The sequence below is a fragment of the Priestia sp. D3YE.R1 genome (assembly GCF_049199565.1).
Taxonomy (GTDB): domain Bacteria; phylum Bacillota; class Bacilli; order Bacillales; family Bacillaceae_H; genus Priestia; species Priestia aryabhattai.
Window position 1 is genome coordinate 782,681 of sequence record NZ_JBLTHW010000002.1, and the last position, 19,994, is coordinate 802,674.

Sequence of the window (19,994 nt, forward strand, 5' to 3'; positions counted from 1 at the left end):
CCAGTCGTTTTTAAAAGGGGAGGTTTAGCGATGAGTACACTCAGTCAAAAGAAGGGTGTAGGTGGAACAATTTGGGACTTTATGACAACCGTTGATCATAAGAAAATCGCCATTCTTTATTTAATTGCCGGCGGTATCTTTTTTCTAGTCGGAGGAGTGGAAGCGCTATTTATACGTATTCAGCTGGCTATACCAAGCAATGACTTTGTCAGTGCAGGAACGTATAATGAAATTTTAACAATGCATGGAACAACGATGATTTTTTTAGCTGCCATGCCGCTTCTTTTTGCGATGATGAATGCGGTTGTTCCGCTGCAAATCGGAGCTCGAGATGTAGCATTTCCATTTTTAAATTTGTTAGGTTTTTGGTTGTTTGCCTTTGGAGGACTCTTTTTAAATCTAAGCTGGTTTTTAGGAGGAGCACCTGATGCAGGTTGGACATCATATGCTTCGCTGTCTATTGCGTCGCCTGGTCACGGAATTGATTTTTATGCGATAGGTTTGCAAATTTCCGGAGCCGGGACATTGATTTCAGGTATCAACTTTCTCGTAACAATCATTAACATGAGGGCTCCAGGTATGACTTATATGCGTATGCCGCTGTTTACGTGGACGACGTTTGTTGCATCAGCTCTTATTTTGTTCGCGTTTCCAGCACTGACGGTTGGATTGTTTTTAATGATTTTTGACCGCTTGTTCGGTGGAAACTTTTTTGACGCCACAATGGGTGGAAATACGATTATCTGGGAACATCTTTTCTGGATATTCGGTCATCCGGAAGTATATATTTTAATTCTTCCAGCGTTTGGTGTTTTCTCTGAAATTTTACCTACTTTTTCAAGAAAGAGATTATTCGGTTACTCGTCGATGGTTTTTGCTACCGTATTAATCGGATTTTTAGGGTTCATGGTGTGGGCTCACCACATGTTTACAACCGGACTTGGTCCAATTGCAAATGCCATTTTTGCTGTCGCTACGATGGCTATCGCCGTTCCAACTGGAATTAAAATTTTCAACTGGCTGTTTACGCTTTGGGGAGGAAGTATTGAATTTACGTCTCCAATGCTTTACGCTGTCGCCTTTATTCCGTCATTTGTTATTGGAGGAGTAACAGGAGTTATGGCAGCTGTAGCACCTGCAGATTATCAATTTCAAGATTCTTATTTTATCGTTGCCCATTTTCATTACGTTATCGTAGGCGGTGTCGTATACGCTATATTAGCAGGTGTCACATACTGGTGGCCAAAAATGTTCGGGAAGATGTTAGATGAAAAGTTAAGCAAAGCAACGTTCTGGCTCTTTTTGATTGGTTTCCACTTAACGTTCTTTATTCAGCATTTCTTAGGCTTAATGGGGATGCCTCGCCGCGTATGGACGTTCTTGCCTAATCAAGGTCTCGACCTTGGGAATGCAATCAGTTCATCAGGAGCTGCTTTCATGGCGGTTGCTACGCTCATTTTACTTGTTAACATTATAAAAACAACTGCCAAAGGACAAAGAGTAGGAGGAGACCCTTGGGGAGACGGACGTACATTAGAATGGGCTATTTCATCTCCGCCTCCAGAGTATAACTTTAAACAAACGCCGCTTGTACGCGGGTTAGATGCATATTGGATTGAAAAAATGGCAGGAAATAAAGAAATGACGCCAGCCGAACCTCTTGGTGATATTCATATGCCAAACTCGTCATTTATTCCATTTATGATATCGCTTGGAATGTTTATTGCAGGGATTGGCTTTTTGTATCGAAACGATCATGCGTGGGGAGATGTTGTAGGGATTATCGGAATGATCGTCATGTTTTTATCGATGTTCTTCCGTTCATGGATTGATGATCACGGCTTTCATATTCACAAAGAGGACTTAGTTGATGATGACAAGGAGGCGAAGATGTAATGGAGACTGAACAAAAGCTAACTGCTGAAACTTTCCCTGCTTCGCCTGAAAAAGCAACGCTTGAAGGGAAAAATAAATTTACCGGCTTTTGGCTCTTTTTAGGCGGAGAGACGGTTTTGTTTGCTTCACTTTTTGCTACTTATTTAGCTTTGCGTAATTCAACGATGTCAGGACCTAAGCCAGAAGAATTGTTTGATATTAAGCTTGTTTTTGCAGCTACCATGATTTTATTAACAAGTTCACTAACAAGCGTATATGCTATGTATCATATGAAAAATTTTGAATTTAAAAAGATGCAGCTATGGTTAGGCGTTACGTGGCTTTTAGGTTTAGCGTTTTTAGGGCTAGAAATTTATGAGTTCAGGCATTATGTTCATGAAGGGCATACGTTTACAAGCAGCGCATTCGGTTCTTCTTTCTACGCGCTGGTTGGAACACACGGAGCTCACGTAACGTTCGGATTGCTTTGGATTGGTTCTTTGATGATTCGAAATGCGAAGCGGGGGCTAAACTTATATAACGCTCCTAAATATTATGTCGCAAGTTTATACTGGCACTTTATCGATGTTGTGTGGGTCTTTATTTTCACGGTTGTATATTTAATGGGAATGGTGGGATAAGCTGATGACGACAAATCAATCAAACTCAGATAACCCAAGGCTCAATTTAGAGTATCGTAAAAAAAGAAACGCAGAAGATATGAAGATGCAAGTTATCTCTTTTGCGATGATGTTGTTTTTAACACTAATTGCTTTTTTTGCGGTTTATCAAGAGTTTAGCGGATGGTACATTATGCCGGTGATTGTGCTCTTGGCAGTTGTTCAAGTCATCTTTCAACTTTATTATTTCATGCATATGAACCACAAAGGACATACCATACCAGCATTTTTCTTGTATTCAGGCGTATTGGTAGCTCTTTTAACCATTTTAGCTTTTGTAACCATTATTTGGTGGTAAAGAGAAGGGCTGGCATGCGCCAGTCCTTTTCATCATCTGTAGAAGGAGGAATAGACGTTGATTAACAATTTGCAGATGTTTGGTTTTGAAGCACTCTGGAGTCCTTACTATTTTTTAACCATTTGTCTGGTGACCGTCTTATATTTTTTCATCGTTGGTAGATGGAGAGGGAATTTTATAGGGTCGGCGGCTGTAGACAGAAAAACAAAAGCGTATTTTGTTATCAGCATGGTTCTTTTATATATATGTAAAGGAGGACCTGTAGATTTACTAGGGCATTTTATGTTTAGTGCTCATATGACGCAAATGGCAATTGTTTACTTGGTGATTCCTCCGCTTTTTATTTTAGGAATTCCTCCGTGGTTAGCTCGTTCTGTTATTTATGTAAGAGGGGTTAAACCTGTTTTTAAATTTTTTACAAAGCCCTTAATTGCTCTACTATTATTTAATGGGTTATTTTCTTTGTATCATATTCCGCTGCTTTTTGATGTTATTAAAACGGATATGATGCTTCATGGAATCGTGAGTGTTGTATTATTTATCGCTGCATTTTGTATGTGGTGGCCACTCGTTAATCAGCTAGAAGAAGAACAAACGCTAAGTTCTTTAAAAAAGCTTGGATACATTTTTGCAGATGGCGTACTTCTTACTCCGGCGTGCGCGCTGATTATTTTTGCAAACCATTCTTTGTATGCGACGTATACAGACTCAAGCGCTTGGGTACAAGCTCTTTCCCTTTGTGTACCGCCTTCTATGATTGCAAGTTTAGGGCAGCTTGCTCCCGAGATGTTTAATACGCTGCCGCCCGTGGAAGATCAGCAGCTCGGCGGCGTTATTATGAAGATCATTCAAGAAATTGTGTATGGAACGGTTTTAGGCTTTATTTTTTTTCAGTGGGCTCGAAAAGAACGAGAGAAGGATACGTACATGCCTGATTTTAGTGAACGCCAAGATATAAAAGCAAAGGAACTTACATCTACTCCTCCCTTGAAGTAAAAAGAGAGTGAGACATAACTACCTTGATCCAATCTAAAGACAAACAAAGGGGATAAAGGAGTTGAACCGCTTGTAACACCGCTGTTGATTTCCGTGCAACAGCAAAAAAAGAACTACTAATCGATAATTTTGATTAGTAGTTTGTATTTAACTTCAACTAGCATACTTTTGCCCCAGCCTCTTTAACTTCTATAGCTGAACGGTTTCAAGCTGTGATTTGATTTGTGTTAATATTTTTTCACACTGTTCTACAAGGGATGGCGGGAAATATTCTCCGTCTCCATATTCTACACCGTGAGGATAATAATGTTTGCCTAGCAGAGGTGTCATAAGGTGAATAACAGCATGCCTGCCCCCTACATCCCCTGAAATAGCATGTCCTTGGACTCGCAAATAGAAGATATCTCGCTGAAACTCGAATTTTCGATCGTACGTGACGCGTTCATAATCCCATTGTCCGGCGCGGACCAGGCCAAATTGATGCATAATCTCATCTAATAAATCTAAATCAACCTTTAATGAATCAAACTTTGCATATTCAAATTTCATATGAACTCCCTCCCAAAACAGATATACCCCAACTAAATCATAAGCCGAATGGATAAAACTTGCAATATCTAATAAGGAAAAATGTAAACGTTATCTATTTTTATTTAAACGTTCTAAATACGAAAGTTTACTAAAAAGTTGGTCACACTATAAAGCGAACACACTATGTAGAGGAGGATAAAACAATGAAAACTGTACAAGAGGTAATGACAGCTGATACGGAAACATGCACCACGCTCGATAACGTATATGAAGTGGCAGTGAAAATGAAGGAATGGAATGTAGGAGCAATTCCAATTGTCGATAGAGATCAGCTAGTAGGAATGATTACAGATCGAGACTTAGTTATAAAAGGCATCGCAGAAAAGAAGCCAAATTCAAGTAAAGTAACGGATGTTATGAGTGAAGAGCTTATAACTATTACAGCAGAAGCCTCTGTAGAAGAAGCTTCTAAGCTTATGGCTCAACATCAAATCCGTCGCCTTCCTGTTGTGGAAAATCAAAAGCTAGTAGGGATTATATCGCTAGGTGATTTATCAACGTTTCGCTATGCAAATGAACGCGCAGGAGAAGCGCTCTCAGACATTTCAGAACAAACGCATTAAAAAGCGAAAGCCAACTGTTTGCAGGATATTCGTAAATAGTTGGCTTTTTCTTTTGTTTCCTTCATACCAATAGCTATTTTTTTTTGAATGCATGTATAATAGAGATAAAAATAAGTTAAACAGGTAAAGAAAACAGGTGTAAGGAGAGGAAGAAAAGCTGAAAAAAGTTATTTTTATTCTCGTATTAATAGTGGCATTTGTATACGCGGAGGATTATTTACCTCAGCTAGAAAAATATCTAACGGGTCAAAATAGTGAGCAAAACCAAACGGATTCCAAAAGTCAGCCCACCCAAGAAGTGGCTTCTTATGAAAAACAAAGTGAAAATATGATGAGGCTCATTGGAGATCATTCAGAACAGTTAATTGGAATGCTTGGAGAGCCGGACCGTATTGATTCTTCTGCATATGGCTATGACTGGTGGATTTACAAAAAGAATCGTCAAACGTATGCGCAGGTAGGAGTAGAAAATAATCAAGTCGTATCTGTATACGTCATTGGTTCAAAAACAAATACAGATCCTTTTGAGATTGGTGAGAAGCGAGAAGAAGTAGAAAAAAGAGTTTCGCTTTCATCTGAACTCACGCTTCAAAAAGACGGAAATGAATACCGATTTCGTCTGAGTGAAGAGGATATGAAAATGCGCCCAATTATTAAATATGGAGATGTATACGTCCAACTATATTTTGACCAGTTCCTTAATACAATCTCAAGTATTCGAATTATGGACATGGACACGCTATTAAAACAGCGTCCGTACGAAATTGTTTATCGCGGCGAGCTTCCCACAGCTCCGTCATTGACAGCAGAGGAGTGGAAAAGTGTCCAAGAAGGAGAAGAGCAGCAAATTATCGATATTACAAATGTAATTCGAGACCGGTTTCAGCTGTCACCTTTAGCTTGGGACGAAGCCACTGCCGGAGTAGCTTATTTACACAGCAAAGAAATGAGCGATTTAAACTATTTTTCTCACGTTTCACCAGCACAAGGTGATTTAGGCAACCGTCTGCAAAAAGGCGATGTAGTATATCGTATCGCGGGCGAAAACATTGCCTCGAATTATCAGGATGGAATCGCTGCGGTTGAAGGGTGGCTTAATAGTGAGGGACATCGTAAGGCTTTACTCAATAAAGAGTTTACGCGTCTTGGTGTAGGTGTATATGAGAAATATTATACGCAAAACTTTATCACTCCGATGAATGAATAGTAAGATTAAAACTTCCTTTTGAAAATAGGTCTACTCTTGTCCTCTTTCTCATAAGTTTTAGTAGAGGTTAGAGGAGGGACGAGAATGAAAGGAAGAATAGTAGGAATATTGCTCGTACTTTTCTTTGCATATACGACTACTGTACATGCAGCTGAAGGGCAGTGGGAAAAGCTTGATAACTTATCTGATCAAACGCTATCGCTTGTAGAGCAAAAGGAGTATAAAGCAGCCCAACATTTGTTCAGAAATTTTTCGAATGAATTTACCAGTCTCAATACAGCTTCTTTGGGCGTATCAGCCGAAGATATACGTATTTTAACTCTTTGTTATGAACAGGTAGAAAGGTCTCTTTTATCTTCTGATTCCAGCGATGAAGAACGTCTTCAAAAAGCTACTCAATTTCGATTATTAGTCGATGCGCTGCACAGCAAGCATCAGCCTATGTGGACTGAACTCGAAGGCAGTATGCTAGCAACATTTAAAGAGATGCGAAATGAAGCGGTAAAAGGAGAACAAGCGGCTTATGAAGCGCAGTTTAAGCAATTTTTAAAGGAATATGATATGATCTTACCGAGCGCACAGGTAGACGTTTCGTCTCCCTACGTACAGCGTGTAAGCGCGGACGTTCACTTTTTACAAAGTGAAGGAACGCTAAGTGAGATTAACGATGAGCAGTTTAACCAAATGGAACAAAACTTGAAAGATTTTTTTGAACAAGTAAAAGAAAATCGTACGGACCCGTCTTTTATTTGGGTTACAATCACCACCGGAAGTATTATTATTGCTACACTTTTTTATGTAGGAGCGCGAAAATATTTCGCTGACCAGAAAAGAAAGTCAGCTAGAGGGCGTAATGATTGACGTAAAAGCGCAGAATTGTCTAAAATAAAAGAGTAGTCAAACACATAATGAAAGGTGTGGGTAAATGAGCTTTTTGATTTATTTTCTCATTATTATCCTTGTGCCAATTTGGGCACAGTTTAAGGTGAGAAGCGCTTACAAAAAATATTCACAAGTAAGCAACTCATCAGGAATGACAGGCGCAGAAGTAGCAAGAAAAATTTTGGATGAAAACGGATTGTACAACGTTCACGTAGAGCCTGTAGGCGGATTTTTATCGGATCACTACGATCCTCGTTCAAAAGTCATTCGTTTATCAGAAGACAACTATTACGGAACGTCTGTCGCAGGCGCTGCCGTTGCGGCTCATGAAGTGGGACACGCGATTCAAGACAAAGAAAACTATTCGTTTTTACGCCTTCGCCACTCGCTTGTACCGGTGGCAAGCCTTGGATCAAACGCTTCTTGGATTTTAATTATGATTGGAATTATCGCGTCGATTAAGCCATTGCTATTGTTAGGTATTATCTTCATGGCAGCAGCGGTCGTATTCCAAGTTGTAACACTGCCTGTCGAATTTAACGCTTCAAGCCGAGCGATGACGCAAATCGTCTCAGTCGGAGCGATTCGAAATGACGAAGAGCGCGAGACGCGCAAAGTGCTTAACGCAGCGGCTTTAACATACGTAGCAGCCGCAGCAGTAGCAGTTCTTGAGTTGGTTCGTTTAATTATGATTTATACAGGAATGAATAACGACGACTAATAAAAAAATACCGCATCAGCGGTATTTTTTTATCTTTCAAGCGGTTTTTTATTTTCATCAAGGGTAAATCCTTCGCCTAAGACATCATGAACATCGGTAACCGCAACGAAGGCGTGTGGATCTACAGAAGTAATAACTTGCTTTAAACGAAAAATTTCATTTTTACTAACAACGCAGTATAGCACGTTGGTATCTTGCTTAGAAAAAGAACCTTGTCCTTTTAAAATCGTCACGCCTCGATCCATTTCTTTCATAATTTTATCCGATATGGCTTCGTTATGATTCGAAATGATGGTTGCGCCTTTGGCGGCATACGCACCGTCTTGCATAAAGTCAATAACCCGTGCAGCGACAAAGACTGCAACAAGCGTATACATAGCTTCTCGGTAGGATAAATAAATGAGAGACGCACTAATCACAATAAAGTCAAAAAGAAACATCGTTTTCCCCATATTCCACCCGATATATTTTTGAACAACACGTGCGATGATATCGACTCCTCCTGTTGTTCCTCCAAACCTGAAAATAATGCCAAGACCCACTCCAATAAAAACACCGGCAAAAAGAGCTGCTAGAGTCATATCATGACGCAGGGGCATATTCACCGGAAAGCGCTGGAATATCCATAAAAATAGCGATAAGCTAACAACTCCGAGCATGGTATAAATAAAGGCTGTTCTCCCTAATAGTTTCCACCCTACAAAAAACAAAGGGATATTTAACACTAAGTTGGAATAAGAGGGATCAATGTTAAATAAGAAAAATAAAAGCAGGGTAATGCCTGTGAATCCACCTTCAGCTAAATTGTTTTGCATGTTAAAATTAACAAGTCCAAACGCAAATATGGCAGCACCAAGCAGTATAAAAATAATATTTTTTAATCTGAGTCCTTTCATACTTACAAACCTCCTATGACCGTTTTTGCACTACCTTATCATAAAGGAATATATTTCATTTCGTAAATAACTATCGAAAAGATTTTTGAAAATAGTAAAAAGTGATGATGTTTCTTCTAGTGCTATGTATTAGTAGTATCCTCAATTCGTAAAATATAGACAGATTTTTGAGAATTAAGGAAAACGTGAGGAATATTGTGAAAGCGCATCTGACAAAGGCTTGGTAAGAAGAAGTAATTACACTAAATAATTTGAAGTAAAGATGTTATAATAGTAAGCTGAGTGTACTTCTAAAAGAGGTGAAATAAAAAGATGTCAAAAAAAACGATGGAGCAAATGCAGCAAGAAGTTGATGCATATATTAGCCAATTTAAAGAAGGATATTTTAGTCCTCTTGCTATGCTTGCGCGAATGTCGGAAGAAGTGGGCGAATTATCGCGTGAAATTAACCACTATTATGGTGAAAAGCCGAAGAAAACGACTGAAGCAGAACGTACGGTCGAAGAAGAAATGGGCGACATTTTATTTGTATTAATTTGCTTTGCAAATTCATTAAATATTGATTTACAAGAAGCGCATGATCGCGTTATGAATAAATTTAATACGCGTGACAAAGATCGCTGGACGAAAAAAGAAGACTAAGGAGAGAAAAAGAATGGACAAAATTCGAATTGTACTTGCAGGACCAAGAGGTCGTATGGGAAAAGAAGCCGTATTATTAATAGAAGAAACAGAGCATTTTGAATTAGTAGCAGCGGTGGATCGTATCAATGAAGGAAAATACATAAGTGATATTGAAGGAATGCCAAATGTACAAGCACCAATCTACACTGATATTGAAAAATGTTTTCAAGACGTTAAGGCAGATGTTTTAGTTGATTTGACAACACCTGAAATTGGACGCGTTCATACTAAAACAGCCCTAACATATGGAGTAAGACCTGTTGTAGGAACAACTGGCTTTTCAGAAGAAGATTTAAAAGAATTAAAGCAGCTTGCTGAAGAGAAGGAGCTTGGGTGTATCATTGCACCTAATTTTGCGATTGGCGCTATTTTAATGATGAAGTTTTCACAAATGGCAGCTAAATACTTTGATGATGTAGAGATTATTGAAATGCATCATGATCAAAAGTTAGATGCACCATCAGGAACAGGCTTAAAAACAGCGGAGCTGATCAGTGAAGTTCGTGAAGTGAAAAAACAGGGTCATCCTGATGAAAAAGAACTGCTAGAAGGGGCGCGAGGTGCAGATTATGAAGGAATCCGTCTACATAGCGTACGCCTGCCGGGACTGATAGCTCACCAAGAAGTGATGTTCGGAGGATTTGGACAAACATTAAAAATCCGTCATGATTCATACAACCGCGCTTCTTTTATGTCAGGTGTGAAGCTAGCTGTTGACACAGTTATGAACGTAGACACACTTGTATATGGGTTAGAAAATATTATTGACTAAGGAGCGAGAAAAATGAAAATCGCCTTAATTGCACATGATAAAAAGAAAAATGATATGGTACAATTCACAACAGCCTATCAAGCGATTTTACAGGAACATTCGCTGTTCGCAACAGGAACAACAGGAACGCGTATTTCAGAAGCAACAGGTTTGAAGGTTCACCGCTTTCAATCAGGGCCGCTTGGAGGAGATCAGGAGATAGGAGCTTTAATTGCTCAAAATGAAATGGATATGGTTATTTTTTTCCGCGATCCGTTAACAGCTCAGCCTCATGAACCTGATATTTCAGCTCTAATGCGCCTATGCGACGTATATGCGGTTCCTCTTGCAACGAATATGGGAACAGCAGAGATTTTAATTCATGGACTTGAACGAGGCGATTTGCATTGGCGTTCAATTATAAAAAAATAGGGTGAAGATAATGAAAGAAACAATAGATGTCCTTGCCTTTGGTGCCCATGCCGATGACGTAGAAATCGGCATGGGTGGAACCATTGCAAGAATGAGTGAACAAGGTTTGAAGGTAGTTATTTGTGATTTGACGCAAGCTGAACTTTCTTCAAATGGAACGGTTGAAATTCGAAAACAAGAAGCGTTTAAAGCAGCTGATGTCTTAGGTGTTCATGAGCGAATCCATCTGAATTTGCCAGACAGAGGTTTGGTTTTAAAGGCAGAGTATATAGCTGAAATTGCATCAGTCATTCGCACGTATCAACCAAGGATTATATTTGCTCCTTACTTTGAAGATCGTCATCCTGATCATGGAAATTGTGCAAAGCTTGTAGAAGAGGCCGTGTTTTCTGCTGGCGTTAAAAATTATATCGATGATAAAAAGCAAAAAGCTCATCGTGCTGAGTCTCTTTATTTCTATATGATAAATGGATTTCATAAGCCAGATTTTATCGTAGATGTATCAAGCACGTTTCAAAAGAAAGTAGCTAGTCTAGAGGCTTATGAAAGTCAATTTATAAAAACAGCAGATACGTTTGATACGCCGCTGGTAAACGGATATATTGAAACGGTAGAGAGCAGAGAGCGATTATTTGGCAAAGAAGTCGGGGTAGCATACGGTGAAGGTTTTTTATCTAAAAAACCGATTTTGATGTACGACGATTTAGTAGGTGGAAAATAAATGAAGTTAAAAATTGGTATTACATGTTATGCTTCCGTTGGAGGTTCAGGAGTGGTAGCAACGGAGCTAGGGAAGCTGCTGGCTGAAAAGGGGCACGAAATTCATTTTATTTCCTCTAGCATGCCTTTTAGATTGACGAAAGTATATCCAAATATTTATTTTCACGAAGTAGATGTAAATCAGTACTCCGTCTTTAAATACCCTCCGTATGATCTGGCTTTATCCAGTAAAATGGCTGAAGTGGCTAAAAGAGAAAAGCTTGACATTATTCATACGCACTATGCAATCCCCCATGCCGTTTGCGGGATTTTAGCTAAACAAATGGTAGAGCACGAAGTGAAAATTGTGACGACTCTTCATGGGACAGATATTACGGTTCTAGGAGAGGATCCATCGTTAAAAGATTTAATTAAATTTGGAATTGAGAAATCAGATGCAGTGACGGCTGTATCTCAGTCACTTGTTGATCAAACTCACCATTTAATTAGTCCAGATAAAGAAATTGAAACGATGTATAATTTTATTGATGAACGAGTTTATCATAAAAAAGAAGTGCAGTATTTAAAAGCGGAGTACGGCATATTAGAAAATGAAAAAGTCGTTATTCATATTTCAAACTTTCGTCAAGTCAAACGAGTTACAGATATAGTCAAAACATTTGCTATTATTAATAAAAAGCTTCAGTCTAAGCTGCTGCTTGTAGGAGACGGCCCTGAAATGACGGTTGTGTCTCAATTAGTAAGAGAGCTAAATCTTCAAGATTCTGTGTTATTTCTGGGGAAACAAGAAAATGTAGCAGAATTATATTCGATTAGCGATTTAAAACTGTTATTATCTGAAAAAGAAAGCTTTGGGCTTGTACTTTTAGAAGCTATGGCTTGTGGTGTTCCATGCATCGGAACAAATATAGGCGGAATTCCCGAAGTAATTGAACACGAAAAAACAGGATATATTTGCGAAGTGGGAGATGTCGAAGAGGCAGCGAGCAAAGCAATTCAGCTACTTGAAAATGAACAGCTGCATCACCAAATGAGGGAAGCGTCTCTAAGCGCAGTTAATCATAAATTTCATTCAACAGAGATTGTGAGTCAATATGAAAAACTTTATTATAAATTGGTACAGGGTTGAAGAATGGAGGAAGTTATGAAAGAACCGTTCATTCATCCGCTTTATATTATTGAAAAACTGGAGACAGCCGGTTACGAAGCGTATTTTGTTGGAGGAGCGGTCCGGGATCTCATTTTAAATCGGACGATTGGAGATATTGATATCGCTACGTCAGCTAGGCCTGAACAAGTGATGGAACTCTTTCCTAAGACGATTCATGTAGGAATCGAGCATGGTACGGTTGTCGTTGTCCATGAGAACGAGACCTATGAGGTAACCACTTTTCGCTCTGAGGGAGAATATGATGATTTTCGTCGTCCCTCGTCCGTTACGTTTATTTCGTCTCTGATAGAAGATTTGCAGCGTCGAGATTTTACAATCAATGCAATGGCTATGAATGCAAAGGGAGAAATTATTGATCCATTTAATGGAAGAGAAGATTTGCGAAACCAGTTAATTCGTACTGTCGGAAATGCTAAAGAACGCTTTCATGAAGATGCTCTTCGTATGATGAGAGCCGTTCGCTTTGTCAGTCAGCTGGCGTTTTCGCTGTCTGATCAAACTAAAAGAGCCATTCAGCAATACGGTGAACTGCTGAGGCATGTTTCTATTGAACGCATTACAGTTGAATTCGAAAAAATGCTGAGCGGAAAGCGCCCGTCTTTAGCATTAGCACTTGTAGCAGATACGGAGCTGTATCGCTACTTGCCTCAATTGAATGTAGATCCGCAAAAATTCCGATCTGTTTGTGCACATGATTGGATGATGCTTCAGCGAGTATCGGAGTCATGGACACTTCTTGTACATCTGCTCGACATTCAAGACAAGCAGGCATTTTTTAAAAGCTGGAAATTATCTAATAAGCAAATTAAAGATATTCAGCTTCAGTCTATTGGCCTTCGAGACGTTTTGGAAAATGGATGGTCAAAACGCATCATGTATACAATTGGAGAGCAGGCGAGCGTGAGCGTGAATCGTATTTTACAACTTCTTCGAAGCAATGAGTATATGAATGAACATGAGCTTCTTTACATCTATAGCGAGCTGCCTATTCATTCTTTAAAAGATTTAGATATAAACGGCCAAGATCTTTTAGTATGGACAGGTAAAAAGGGCGGTCCATGGGTGTCTCAACTGTTAAAAGAAATTGAAGAGAAAGTTTTATACAATGAGTTAATGAACACGAAATCTTCAATAAGAAAGTGGGTGCAGTCTTGCAGTCAGATATAAGAAGAACGCTGCTTGAAATGTTTACGAACGCAGATGGAGACTATGTGTCCGGACAAAAGATCAGCGATTTATTAGGCTGTTCAAGAACAGCTGTATGGAAGCATATCGAAGAGCTGCGAAAAGACGGCTATGAACTTGAAGCTGTTCGTAAAAAAGGCTATCGCATTGTTGGGAAGCCGAACAAAGTAAGCAGCAACGAGCTTTTATTAGGGCTTCAAACAACAAAAATCGGTCAGTATATTCATTATGAGGAAAGCGTGCATTCTACTCAAAAAATTGCTCATCGAATTGCTCAAGAAGGAGCCAAAGAAGGAACGGTCGTAGTTGCTGAAGAGCAAACGGCAGGGAGAGGAAGACTTGATAGAGCGTGGTATTCCCCAAAATATACTGGTGCCTGGATGAGTATTATACTGCGTCCTTCTATCCCTCCGCAGCAGGCTCCTCAGCTGACTCTGCTATCAGCAGTGGCTGTTGTACAGGCCATTCAAGAAGTGACGAACCTTTCTCCAGACATTAAATGGCCTAACGATGTTTTATTAAATGGGAAGAAGCTAGTTGGGATTTTAACAGAAATGCAGGCTGATTTTGACCGGATTCATTCGGTCATCATTGGAATCGGCATCAATGTGAATCAGCAGGAAACGGATTTTAATGAACAAATCAAACACATTGCCACATCTTTACGTATTGAAAAAGGTGAAGAAATTAATCGTGCGGCTTTGATGCAAGCGTTTTTCTTAAAGTTAGAAACCCTTTATGAAGAATACTTAAAAAATGGCTTTGGTTTAATTAAAGTTCTTTGGGAAACGTATGCGATCAGTATTGGAAAGCGAATTATAGCACGCACGATGACAGCCAACATTGAAGGCTTTGCAAAAGGTATAACAGATGAAGGCGTTTTATTAATTGAAGATGATGAAGGAGTTATACACCGAATTCATTCTGCAGATATTGAGCTCTCTGCTAAAAAATAGTAGAAAAATAAAGAAATTTTTATTATAATACGAGTATCAAGGTAGTATCGCAAGAACTTCACTTGATACTCGTTTGTTTATTTTTAATACGACAATAAATCTGCCTTGATCCATTAAGGACTAGGACAGAGGGATGACGCGTAGGTAAGCACATTAGGTAAAGTGTGCTTTTTATAGATGAAGTCTGTCAAAGTCCTTCTTCCTTTTATAGGTAGAAGGACTTTTTGTGTGCAGACGTGCGCTCATCTCCTCTGAGAAGGAGGAGAAAGTTAGTGAAAACAAAATTAGATTTTTTACGTATGAAACAGAACCATGAACCAATTGTGATGCTGACTGCGTACGATTATCCGTCAGCTAAGTACGCTGAGGAAGCAGGCGTAGACATGATTTTAGTAGGCGATTCTCTAGGAATGGTCGTTTTAGGATATGACTCTACGATTCCTGTAACGGTAGATGATATGATTCATCATACAAAAGCGGTTAAAAGAGGGGCTGCTGATACATTTATCGTCACCGACATGCCATTTATGTCCTATCACGTGTCGAAAGAAGACACGATGAAAAATGCTGCTCGTATTATGCAGGAAAGCGGAGCTCATGCTTTAAAAGTAGAAGGTGCAAAGGATGTTCTTTATACAATTTCAGAATTGACGCAAGCTGGTATTCCGGTTGTTGCACATCTCGGGTTAACTCCTCAGTCTGTCGGTGTCCTGGGCGGTTATAAAGTGCAGGGAAAAGAAGCGAAAGAAGCCAAACAGCTAATCCAAGACGCGATCAAGTGTGAGCAGGCAGGAGCTATTGCTGTTGTATTAGAATGTGTTCCTAAACAAGTAGCAAAACAAGTAGCTGAACGCTTGAGCATTCCAACAATCGGAATTGGAGCAGGGGCTGACACGGATGGTCAAGTACTTGTATACCACGATGTATTAACGTACGGAGTCGAGCGTGTGCCAAAATTTGTTCAGTCATTTGCGAAAATAAATGAGCCTATTTTACAGGGGCTTTCTCAGTATGTAAGTGAAGTGAAAAAAAGAGAGTTTCCGAAAGAAGCACATACATTTTCAATGAAAGAAGAGCAGTTAACGGCACTGTACGGAGGGAAATAAGATGAAAGTCATTACAACAATTAAAGACATGCAGCAGGAGATGAAAAAAGAAAAGCGGCTTGGACGTTCAATTGGATTTGTCCCGACGATGGGCTATTTGCATGCAGGCCATGCTACTCTGCTTGGAGCAGCTCGCACAGAAAATGAAGTAGTGGCGCTAAGTATTTTTGTGAACCCGACTCAATTTGGACCAAATGAAGATTTTGATACGTATCCAAGAGATTTTGAGCGCGATGAGCGCGTGGCAAAAGAAGCTAACGTTGACTATTTATTTTATCCTTCGGTAGAGGAAATGTATAAGTCAAGCCGTTCAGTAGCTATAACAGTGACCGATCGTGTAGACGTATTGTGTGGACAGAAGCGCCCCGGTCATTTTGACGGAGTAGCCACGGTACTAACAAAGCTTTTTCACATTGTAACACCAGATCGTGCATACTTTGGTAAAAAAGATGCACAGCAAGTCGCTGTAGTAGATGGTTTAATTGAAGACTTTAATTTTCCCGTGGAGCTTAGAGCAGTAGATACGGTGAGAGAAGCGGATGGATTAGCTAAAAGTTCTCGTAACGTATATTTAACAGATAAAGAAAGAGAAGAGGCACCTGTTTTATTTAAGAGTTTACAAAGCGCCCAGCAGCTTCTTGGAAGCGGAGAGAAGCAAGTAGAAATCATTAAACAGACCATTCGAAAAGAAATTGAGCAACATACGAGCGGTAAAGTGGATTATATCGAGGTTTATACGTATCCAGAGCTAAAAACGATTAAGCAAGCTGCTGGAAAAATCATTATCGCTTTAGCCGTTCAATTCTCTAAGGCTCGTTTAATTGATAATGTAATTGTAGACGTACAGGAGGATAACTAAATGTTTCGCACGATGATGAACGCTAAAATACACAGAGCTCATGTAACTGAAGCCAACTTAAATTATGTTGGCAGCATCACCATTGATGAAGATATCATCGACGCAGTAGGAATCGTAGCAAACGAAAAAGTCCAAATTGTAAATAATAATAACGGAGCTCGCTTGGAAACGTACGTGATTCCCGGCGAACGAGGGAGCGGCGTAGTTTGTTTAAATGGAGCCGCTGCAAGACTCGTGCAGCCTGGAGATATCGTCATCATTATCTCTTATGCGCTCGTAGCAAATGAAGAAGTAGCTCACCATCATCCAACCGTAGCGATTATGAATGAGCAGAATAAAATCCAACAATTGCTTAAACAAGAACCAGCTGGTACAATTCTATAAGAACAGTCCCCCTTTATGAGGGGGATTTTTATTTGAATACATACGCTAGTAAGTGAACGGTATAAACCTCTATACACACTAAAGTAAAACTTCTATGTATGAAAGCCTCTCTGTTTTTCACGAGAAGGAGTTGCGCTTTTAAAGCATATAGAGCAGGCTTTCACTTTATACTATAAAAAGACAGACTTGCGAGGTGTTGACCGTGAATAAACGCTTTGTTGTGGTAGATCTTGAAACGACGGGACATTCTCCAAAACAAGGAGATAAAATGATTCAATTTGCTGCTGTCATAGTAGAAGACGGCAAAATTGTTGAACGTTTTTCTAGTTTTTTAAATCCTGGTATGGATATTCCGCCTTTTATTACACAACTAACTAACATTCAAAATGATATGGTGAAAGATGCGCCTTTATTTGAAGAAATTTCACCTAAAATTATAGAATTGCTAGATGATGCTTATTTTGTTGCACATAATGTGGCATTTGATTTAACTTTTTTACAAGAAGAACTCTATCAGTGCGGGATGGAGACGCTTTATAATTCAACCGTAGATACTGTCGAACTGGCCCGGATTCTGCTGCCTACAGTTGATGGGTACAAACTTAGCCAATTAGCTGAGTATTTACATATTGAACATGAAAACCCTCATCAAGCAGATAGTGATGCAGAAGTAACGGCACGTATTTTACTTTTACTAATTGAAAAATTAAAGAAGCTCCCTTTAACAACCTTGAAGCAGCTATACGCGCTAAGCTTACACTTTAAAAGTGAAATTGGAGAACTGATTCAACAAGTTATAGATGATAAAAGTTATGCCGAGGATGATTCTTATGAATTTATACATGGCATTGCGCTAAACAAATATCAGCCGCATTCAGCTAATGAAAAGCAGCACTCTCATACTTACGAAATATTTGAAACTGAAAAGCAAAAGCTGTTCCATCAGGCTCTGCCATTGTTTGAAGAACGAAAAGGGCAGTGGGAGATGATGAACTTTGTACAAGAGTGCTTTGCAGGTAACGAGCATGCTTTAATTGAAGCCGGGACCGGTATCGGTAAAACCTACGCTTATTTAGTTCCTGCCGTGTTTTATGCTTCTGTTCATCACCACCCAGTCATTATCTCAACTAACACGGTAACGCTTCAGCAGCAAATCATCGAAAAAGATGTGCCCATTCTAGAAAAGATTGTTCCGTTTCCTGTTACAGCAGCTGTTTTAAAAGGAAGAGAACATTACATTAGTATAAGAAAATTTATTCAGCTCTTAAAAGAGCGCAATAATAATTACGATGCGATCCTCACAAAAGCGAAGCTGCTTATTTGGCTGACGGAAACGGAAACGGGCGACAGCGATGAAATAAACCTGCCTTCTGGAGGCAAACTTTTTTGGGAGCAGCTAAATGAAAGCAATCCGTCTCCAAGTGACTTTAAGCATCCTTGGAAACTTTATTCTTTTTATGAACGAGCGCAGAACAGAGCGCAAAATGCCCATATAGTAGTGACAAATCATCGCTTGCTGTTGATGGATGTAATGAGTAATCATGAGCTGCTACCTGATTATAAACAGATTATTATTGACGAGGCTCATCACTTAGAAGACATTGCCGGAGAAGAACTGGGAGAGCGCTTAGATTATTTTGCGGTTCATGCGCTATTAAACCGAATCGGAACCATTCAAGACAAAGGGCTGTTAAAAAAAGTTCATCATACGCTTGTAAAATATAGCATCGAGCTTAACACTGAATTTCTTCAAAATTTGTTTGTGCAGCTTCATTCTGAGTGCGATGACTTATTTCGTTTGATTCATTCTTTTGTTCAAAAAAGAACGGGCAATCAGCAGGGTGAGATTGGAAGAAGCAGCTATCGGTATAAAGTGGAAAAAGAGCATGGGCATTACTGGACGGCTATTCAAGAAGCAGCGTCGCGCATTCGTTTTTTAATTCACGATCTTTTTACATGGAATGATGGGGCAAGACATTCCTTTAACGATCTATATGACAAAGCCACAAAAAATGAACAGTCATCTCTTCATGAATTTCAAACGGCTGTTAAAGGGTTTGAGCATATATCTCAGCAAATAGAAAAGCTTTTGTTCAAACAGCAGAGTAATCACGTAACGTGGTTTGAGATTGAACCAAAAGGAGCAGCAAATGCTACGTATATCTATAGTCAGCCTACTTCCATTGCCGATACGCTGGCTGATGAATTTTTTGCCAAGAAACAAAGCGTTATTTTAACTTCGGCTACATTGACGGTGAATGGAACATTTGATTATTTAATTCAAGAGCTAGGGTTATATGACTTTCAGCCTGCTCAACTTATTCTTCCTTCCGAGTTTGATTATGAGAAGCAAGCTAAAGTCTATATTCCTCAAGATATGCCTGCTGTTAACGAAGTATCATTATATGAGTATAGCGCTATGATGGCAGAAAGTATTCTTGACGTAGCCAAAGTAACAAATGGTCGTATGCTGGTGCTTTTTACTTCATATGACATGTTGAAAGCTACGTATGGTTATTTAAAAGAGTTAAACGATCTTGAAGAGTTCGTCCTGCTCGGTCAAGGAGTCACAACTAGAAATCGTAATAGACTGTTAAAAGACTTCAGCCAGTTTGAGCATTCCATTCTTTTAGGTACAAACAGCCTGTGGGAAGGAATTGATCTGCCAGGAGATTTATTATCATGTCTCGTAATAGTCAGACTTCCTTTTTCATCTCCAAATCAACCTCTGCTGACAGCTAAATTTGAGCAGATGAAAAAAGAAGGGAAAAGTCCTTTTATGAATTATTCACTTCCTCAGGCCGTTATCCGTTTTAAACAAGGATTTGGACGGTTGATTCGTTCAAAAAGTGACCGAGGAGCTATATTTATTTTTGATAATCGTATTACGCGAACAGCATATGGATACCATTTCCTTCACTCGCTTCCAAAAGTCCAAGTTGTTCAAAAAACGTTTTCGAATATCTTACTGGACTACAAAGAATGGTGGAATGAAAAGACTTGAGCAGACGCTTAAGTCTTTTTTTATGCATACTGT

The 19,994-nt window shown here is 39.3% G+C and carries 21 protein-coding genes; 19 read left to right on the plus strand and 2 right to left on the minus strand.

Going from position 1 to position 19,994, the window contains the following annotated elements; all coding sequences use genetic code 11:
- The first annotated feature begins 30 nt into the window (after window positions 1-30).
- Genes ctaD through ctaG form a run of 4 tightly spaced genes read left to right on the plus strand, consistent with a single transcriptional unit; the run spans window position 31 to window position 3,849 of the window.
- Window positions 31-1,896, plus strand: coding sequence for a cytochrome c oxidase subunit I (gene ctaD, locus ACOZIR_RS16150; protein ID WP_045293824.1), 1,866 nt, complete (start codon window positions 31-33; stop codon window positions 1,894-1,896).
- Window positions 1,896-2,516, plus strand: a complete 621-nt coding sequence (gene ctaE, locus ACOZIR_RS16155) for a cytochrome c oxidase subunit III (protein WP_013056081.1) — start codon at window positions 1,896-1,898, stop codon at window positions 2,514-2,516. The genes ctaD and ctaE overlap by 1 nt, the downstream gene beginning before the upstream one ends.
- A gap of 4 nt (window positions 2,517-2,520) precedes the next feature.
- Complete coding sequence (gene ctaF / locus ACOZIR_RS16160; RefSeq protein WP_014460982.1) at window positions 2,521-2,853, plus strand: cytochrome c oxidase subunit IVB; 333 nt, start codon at window positions 2,521-2,523, stop codon at window positions 2,851-2,853.
- Window positions 2,854-2,910: 57 nt separating this feature from the next.
- A complete protein-coding gene (ctaG, locus tag ACOZIR_RS16165) occupies window positions 2,911-3,849 on the plus strand; it encodes a cytochrome c oxidase assembly factor CtaG (RefSeq protein ID WP_080890214.1) in 939 nt (312 codons plus the stop codon).
- 189 nt (window positions 3,850-4,038) lie between these two features.
- On the opposite strand, the gene ACOZIR_RS16170 is transcribed toward ctaG, so the two are convergent.
- On the minus strand, window positions 4,039-4,398 hold the full coding sequence (locus ACOZIR_RS16170; RefSeq protein ID WP_045293825.1) for a YugN family protein: 360 nt from the start codon (window positions 4,396-4,398) through the stop codon (window positions 4,039-4,041).
- Window positions 4,399-4,583: 185 nt separating this feature from the next.
- Between ACOZIR_RS16170 and ACOZIR_RS16175 the strand changes: the two genes are divergently transcribed.
- The 4 genes from ACOZIR_RS16175 (at window position 4,584) to ACOZIR_RS16190 (ending at window position 7,813) form a co-directional block, all read left to right on the plus strand.
- On the plus strand, window positions 4,584-5,003 hold the full coding sequence (locus tag ACOZIR_RS16175; protein ID WP_045293826.1) for a CBS domain-containing protein: 420 nt from the start codon (window positions 4,584-4,586) through the stop codon (window positions 5,001-5,003).
- Between the two features lie 190 nt (window positions 5,004-5,193).
- On the plus strand, window positions 5,194-6,210 hold the full coding sequence (locus tag ACOZIR_RS16180) for a CAP domain-containing protein (RefSeq protein WP_045293827.1): 1,017 nt from the start codon (window positions 5,194-5,196) through the stop codon (window positions 6,208-6,210).
- An 84-nt stretch (window positions 6,211-6,294) separates the two neighbouring features.
- Complete coding sequence (locus tag ACOZIR_RS16185) at window positions 6,295-7,071, plus strand: sporulation protein YpjB (protein WP_045293828.1); 777 nt, start codon at window positions 6,295-6,297, stop codon at window positions 7,069-7,071.
- Between the two features lie 64 nt (window positions 7,072-7,135).
- Window positions 7,136-7,813 carry a zinc metallopeptidase gene (locus tag ACOZIR_RS16190; protein WP_013056088.1) on the plus strand — a complete coding sequence of 226 codons (678 nt, stop codon included), beginning with the start codon at window positions 7,136-7,138 and terminating at the stop codon, window positions 7,811-7,813.
- A gap of 29 nt (window positions 7,814-7,842) precedes the next feature.
- Here the strand turns inward: ACOZIR_RS16190 and ACOZIR_RS16195 are convergent, their stop codons facing one another.
- Window positions 7,843-8,709 (minus strand): YitT family protein, encoded by an 867-nt coding sequence (locus ACOZIR_RS16195; protein ID WP_013082317.1) that lies wholly within the window; start codon window positions 8,707-8,709, stop codon window positions 7,843-7,845.
- Between the two features lie 312 nt (window positions 8,710-9,021).
- Between ACOZIR_RS16195 and ACOZIR_RS16200 the strand changes: the two genes are divergently transcribed.
- From ACOZIR_RS16200 to dinG, 11 genes are all read left to right on the plus strand, one after another.
- A complete protein-coding gene (locus tag ACOZIR_RS16200; protein ID WP_013056090.1) occupies window positions 9,022-9,351 on the plus strand; it encodes a nucleotide pyrophosphohydrolase in 330 nt (109 codons plus the stop codon).
- Between the two features lie 13 nt (window positions 9,352-9,364).
- Complete coding sequence (gene dapB, locus ACOZIR_RS16205; protein ID WP_045293830.1) at window positions 9,365-10,165, plus strand: 4-hydroxy-tetrahydrodipicolinate reductase; 801 nt, start codon at window positions 9,365-9,367, stop codon at window positions 10,163-10,165.
- Window positions 10,166-10,177: 12 nt separating this feature from the next.
- Window positions 10,178-10,576, plus strand: a complete 399-nt coding sequence (mgsA, locus tag ACOZIR_RS16210) for a methylglyoxal synthase (RefSeq protein WP_013056092.1) — start codon at window positions 10,178-10,180, stop codon at window positions 10,574-10,576.
- A gap of 10 nt (window positions 10,577-10,586) precedes the next feature.
- Complete coding sequence (gene bshB1 / locus ACOZIR_RS16215; RefSeq protein WP_045293831.1) at window positions 10,587-11,297, plus strand: bacillithiol biosynthesis deacetylase BshB1; 711 nt, start codon at window positions 10,587-10,589, stop codon at window positions 11,295-11,297.
- Window positions 11,298-12,425 carry an N-acetyl-alpha-D-glucosaminyl L-malate synthase BshA gene (gene bshA / locus ACOZIR_RS16220; RefSeq protein ID WP_013056094.1) on the plus strand — a complete coding sequence of 376 codons (1,128 nt, stop codon included), beginning with the start codon at window positions 11,298-11,300 and terminating at the stop codon, window positions 12,423-12,425.
- A gap of 15 nt (window positions 12,426-12,440) precedes the next feature.
- Window positions 12,441-13,634, plus strand: a complete 1,194-nt coding sequence (locus ACOZIR_RS16225; protein WP_013056095.1) for a CCA tRNA nucleotidyltransferase — start codon at window positions 12,441-12,443, stop codon at window positions 13,632-13,634.
- Entirely contained in the window at window positions 13,619-14,608 is a 990-nt protein-coding gene (locus ACOZIR_RS16230) for a bifunctional biotin--[acetyl-CoA-carboxylase] synthetase/biotin operon repressor (RefSeq protein ID WP_013056096.1), read from the plus strand. The genes ACOZIR_RS16225 and ACOZIR_RS16230 overlap by 16 nt, the downstream gene beginning before the upstream one ends.
- 272 nt (window positions 14,609-14,880) lie before the next feature.
- Window positions 14,881-15,714, plus strand: a complete 834-nt coding sequence (gene panB / locus ACOZIR_RS16235) for a 3-methyl-2-oxobutanoate hydroxymethyltransferase (RefSeq protein WP_045293833.1) — start codon at window positions 14,881-14,883, stop codon at window positions 15,712-15,714.
- Between the two features lies 1 nt (window position 15,715).
- A complete protein-coding gene (gene panC / locus ACOZIR_RS16240; protein WP_045293834.1) occupies window positions 15,716-16,573 on the plus strand; it encodes a pantoate--beta-alanine ligase in 858 nt (285 codons plus the stop codon).
- Complete coding sequence (panD, locus tag ACOZIR_RS16245; RefSeq protein WP_045293835.1) at window positions 16,574-16,957, plus strand: aspartate 1-decarboxylase; 384 nt, start codon at window positions 16,574-16,576, stop codon at window positions 16,955-16,957. It begins immediately after the preceding gene.
- A gap of 202 nt (window positions 16,958-17,159) precedes the next feature.
- Complete coding sequence (gene dinG, locus ACOZIR_RS16250; RefSeq protein ID WP_045293836.1) at window positions 17,160-19,961, plus strand: ATP-dependent DNA helicase DinG; 2,802 nt, start codon at window positions 17,160-17,162, stop codon at window positions 19,959-19,961.
- Window positions 19,962-19,994 lie beyond the last annotated feature (33 nt).

What these genes read in the sequence shown, in the direction of transcription:
- bshA (WP_013056094.1), top strand. Translation starts at nt 11,298, where the DNA reads ATGAAGTTAAAAATTGGTATTACATGTTATGCTTCCGTTGGAGGTTCA.
- panC (WP_045293834.1), top strand. Translation starts at nt 15,716, where the DNA reads ATGAAAGTCATTACAACAATTAAAGACATGCAGCAGGAGATGAAAAAA.
- ACOZIR_RS16190 (WP_013056088.1), top strand. Translation starts at nt 7,136, where the DNA reads ATGAGCTTTTTGATTTATTTTCTCATTATTATCCTTGTGCCAATTTGG.
- ctaE (WP_013056081.1), top strand. Translation starts at nt 1,896, where the DNA reads ATGGAGACTGAACAAAAGCTAACTGCTGAAACTTTCCCTGCTTCGCCT.
- bshB1 (WP_045293831.1), top strand. Translation starts at nt 10,587, where the DNA reads ATGAAAGAAACAATAGATGTCCTTGCCTTTGGTGCCCATGCCGATGAC.
- dapB (WP_045293830.1), top strand. Translation starts at nt 9,365, where the DNA reads ATGGACAAAATTCGAATTGTACTTGCAGGACCAAGAGGTCGTATGGGA.
- ACOZIR_RS16225 (WP_013056095.1), top strand. Translation starts at nt 12,441, where the DNA reads ATGAAAGAACCGTTCATTCATCCGCTTTATATTATTGAAAAACTGGAG.
- ctaF (WP_014460982.1), top strand. Translation starts at nt 2,521, where the DNA reads ATGACGACAAATCAATCAAACTCAGATAACCCAAGGCTCAATTTAGAG.
- panD (WP_045293835.1), top strand. Translation starts at nt 16,574, where the DNA reads ATGTTTCGCACGATGATGAACGCTAAAATACACAGAGCTCATGTAACT.
- ACOZIR_RS16200 (WP_013056090.1), top strand. Translation starts at nt 9,022, where the DNA reads ATGTCAAAAAAAACGATGGAGCAAATGCAGCAAGAAGTTGATGCATAT.
- mgsA (WP_013056092.1), top strand. Translation starts at nt 10,178, where the DNA reads ATGAAAATCGCCTTAATTGCACATGATAAAAAGAAAAATGATATGGTA.
- ACOZIR_RS16175 (WP_045293826.1), top strand. Translation starts at nt 4,584, where the DNA reads ATGAAAACTGTACAAGAGGTAATGACAGCTGATACGGAAACATGCACC.
- ctaD (WP_045293824.1), top strand. Translation starts at nt 31, where the DNA reads ATGAGTACACTCAGTCAAAAGAAGGGTGTAGGTGGAACAATTTGGGAC.
- ACOZIR_RS16170 (WP_045293825.1), bottom strand. Translation starts at nt 4,398, where the DNA reads ATGAAATTTGAATATGCAAAGTTTGATTCATTAAAGGTTGATTTAGAT.
- ACOZIR_RS16195 (WP_013082317.1), bottom strand. Translation starts at nt 8,709, where the DNA reads ATGAAAGGACTCAGATTAAAAAATATTATTTTTATACTGCTTGGTGCT.
- ACOZIR_RS16185 (WP_045293828.1), top strand. Translation starts at nt 6,295, where the DNA reads ATGAAAGGAAGAATAGTAGGAATATTGCTCGTACTTTTCTTTGCATAT.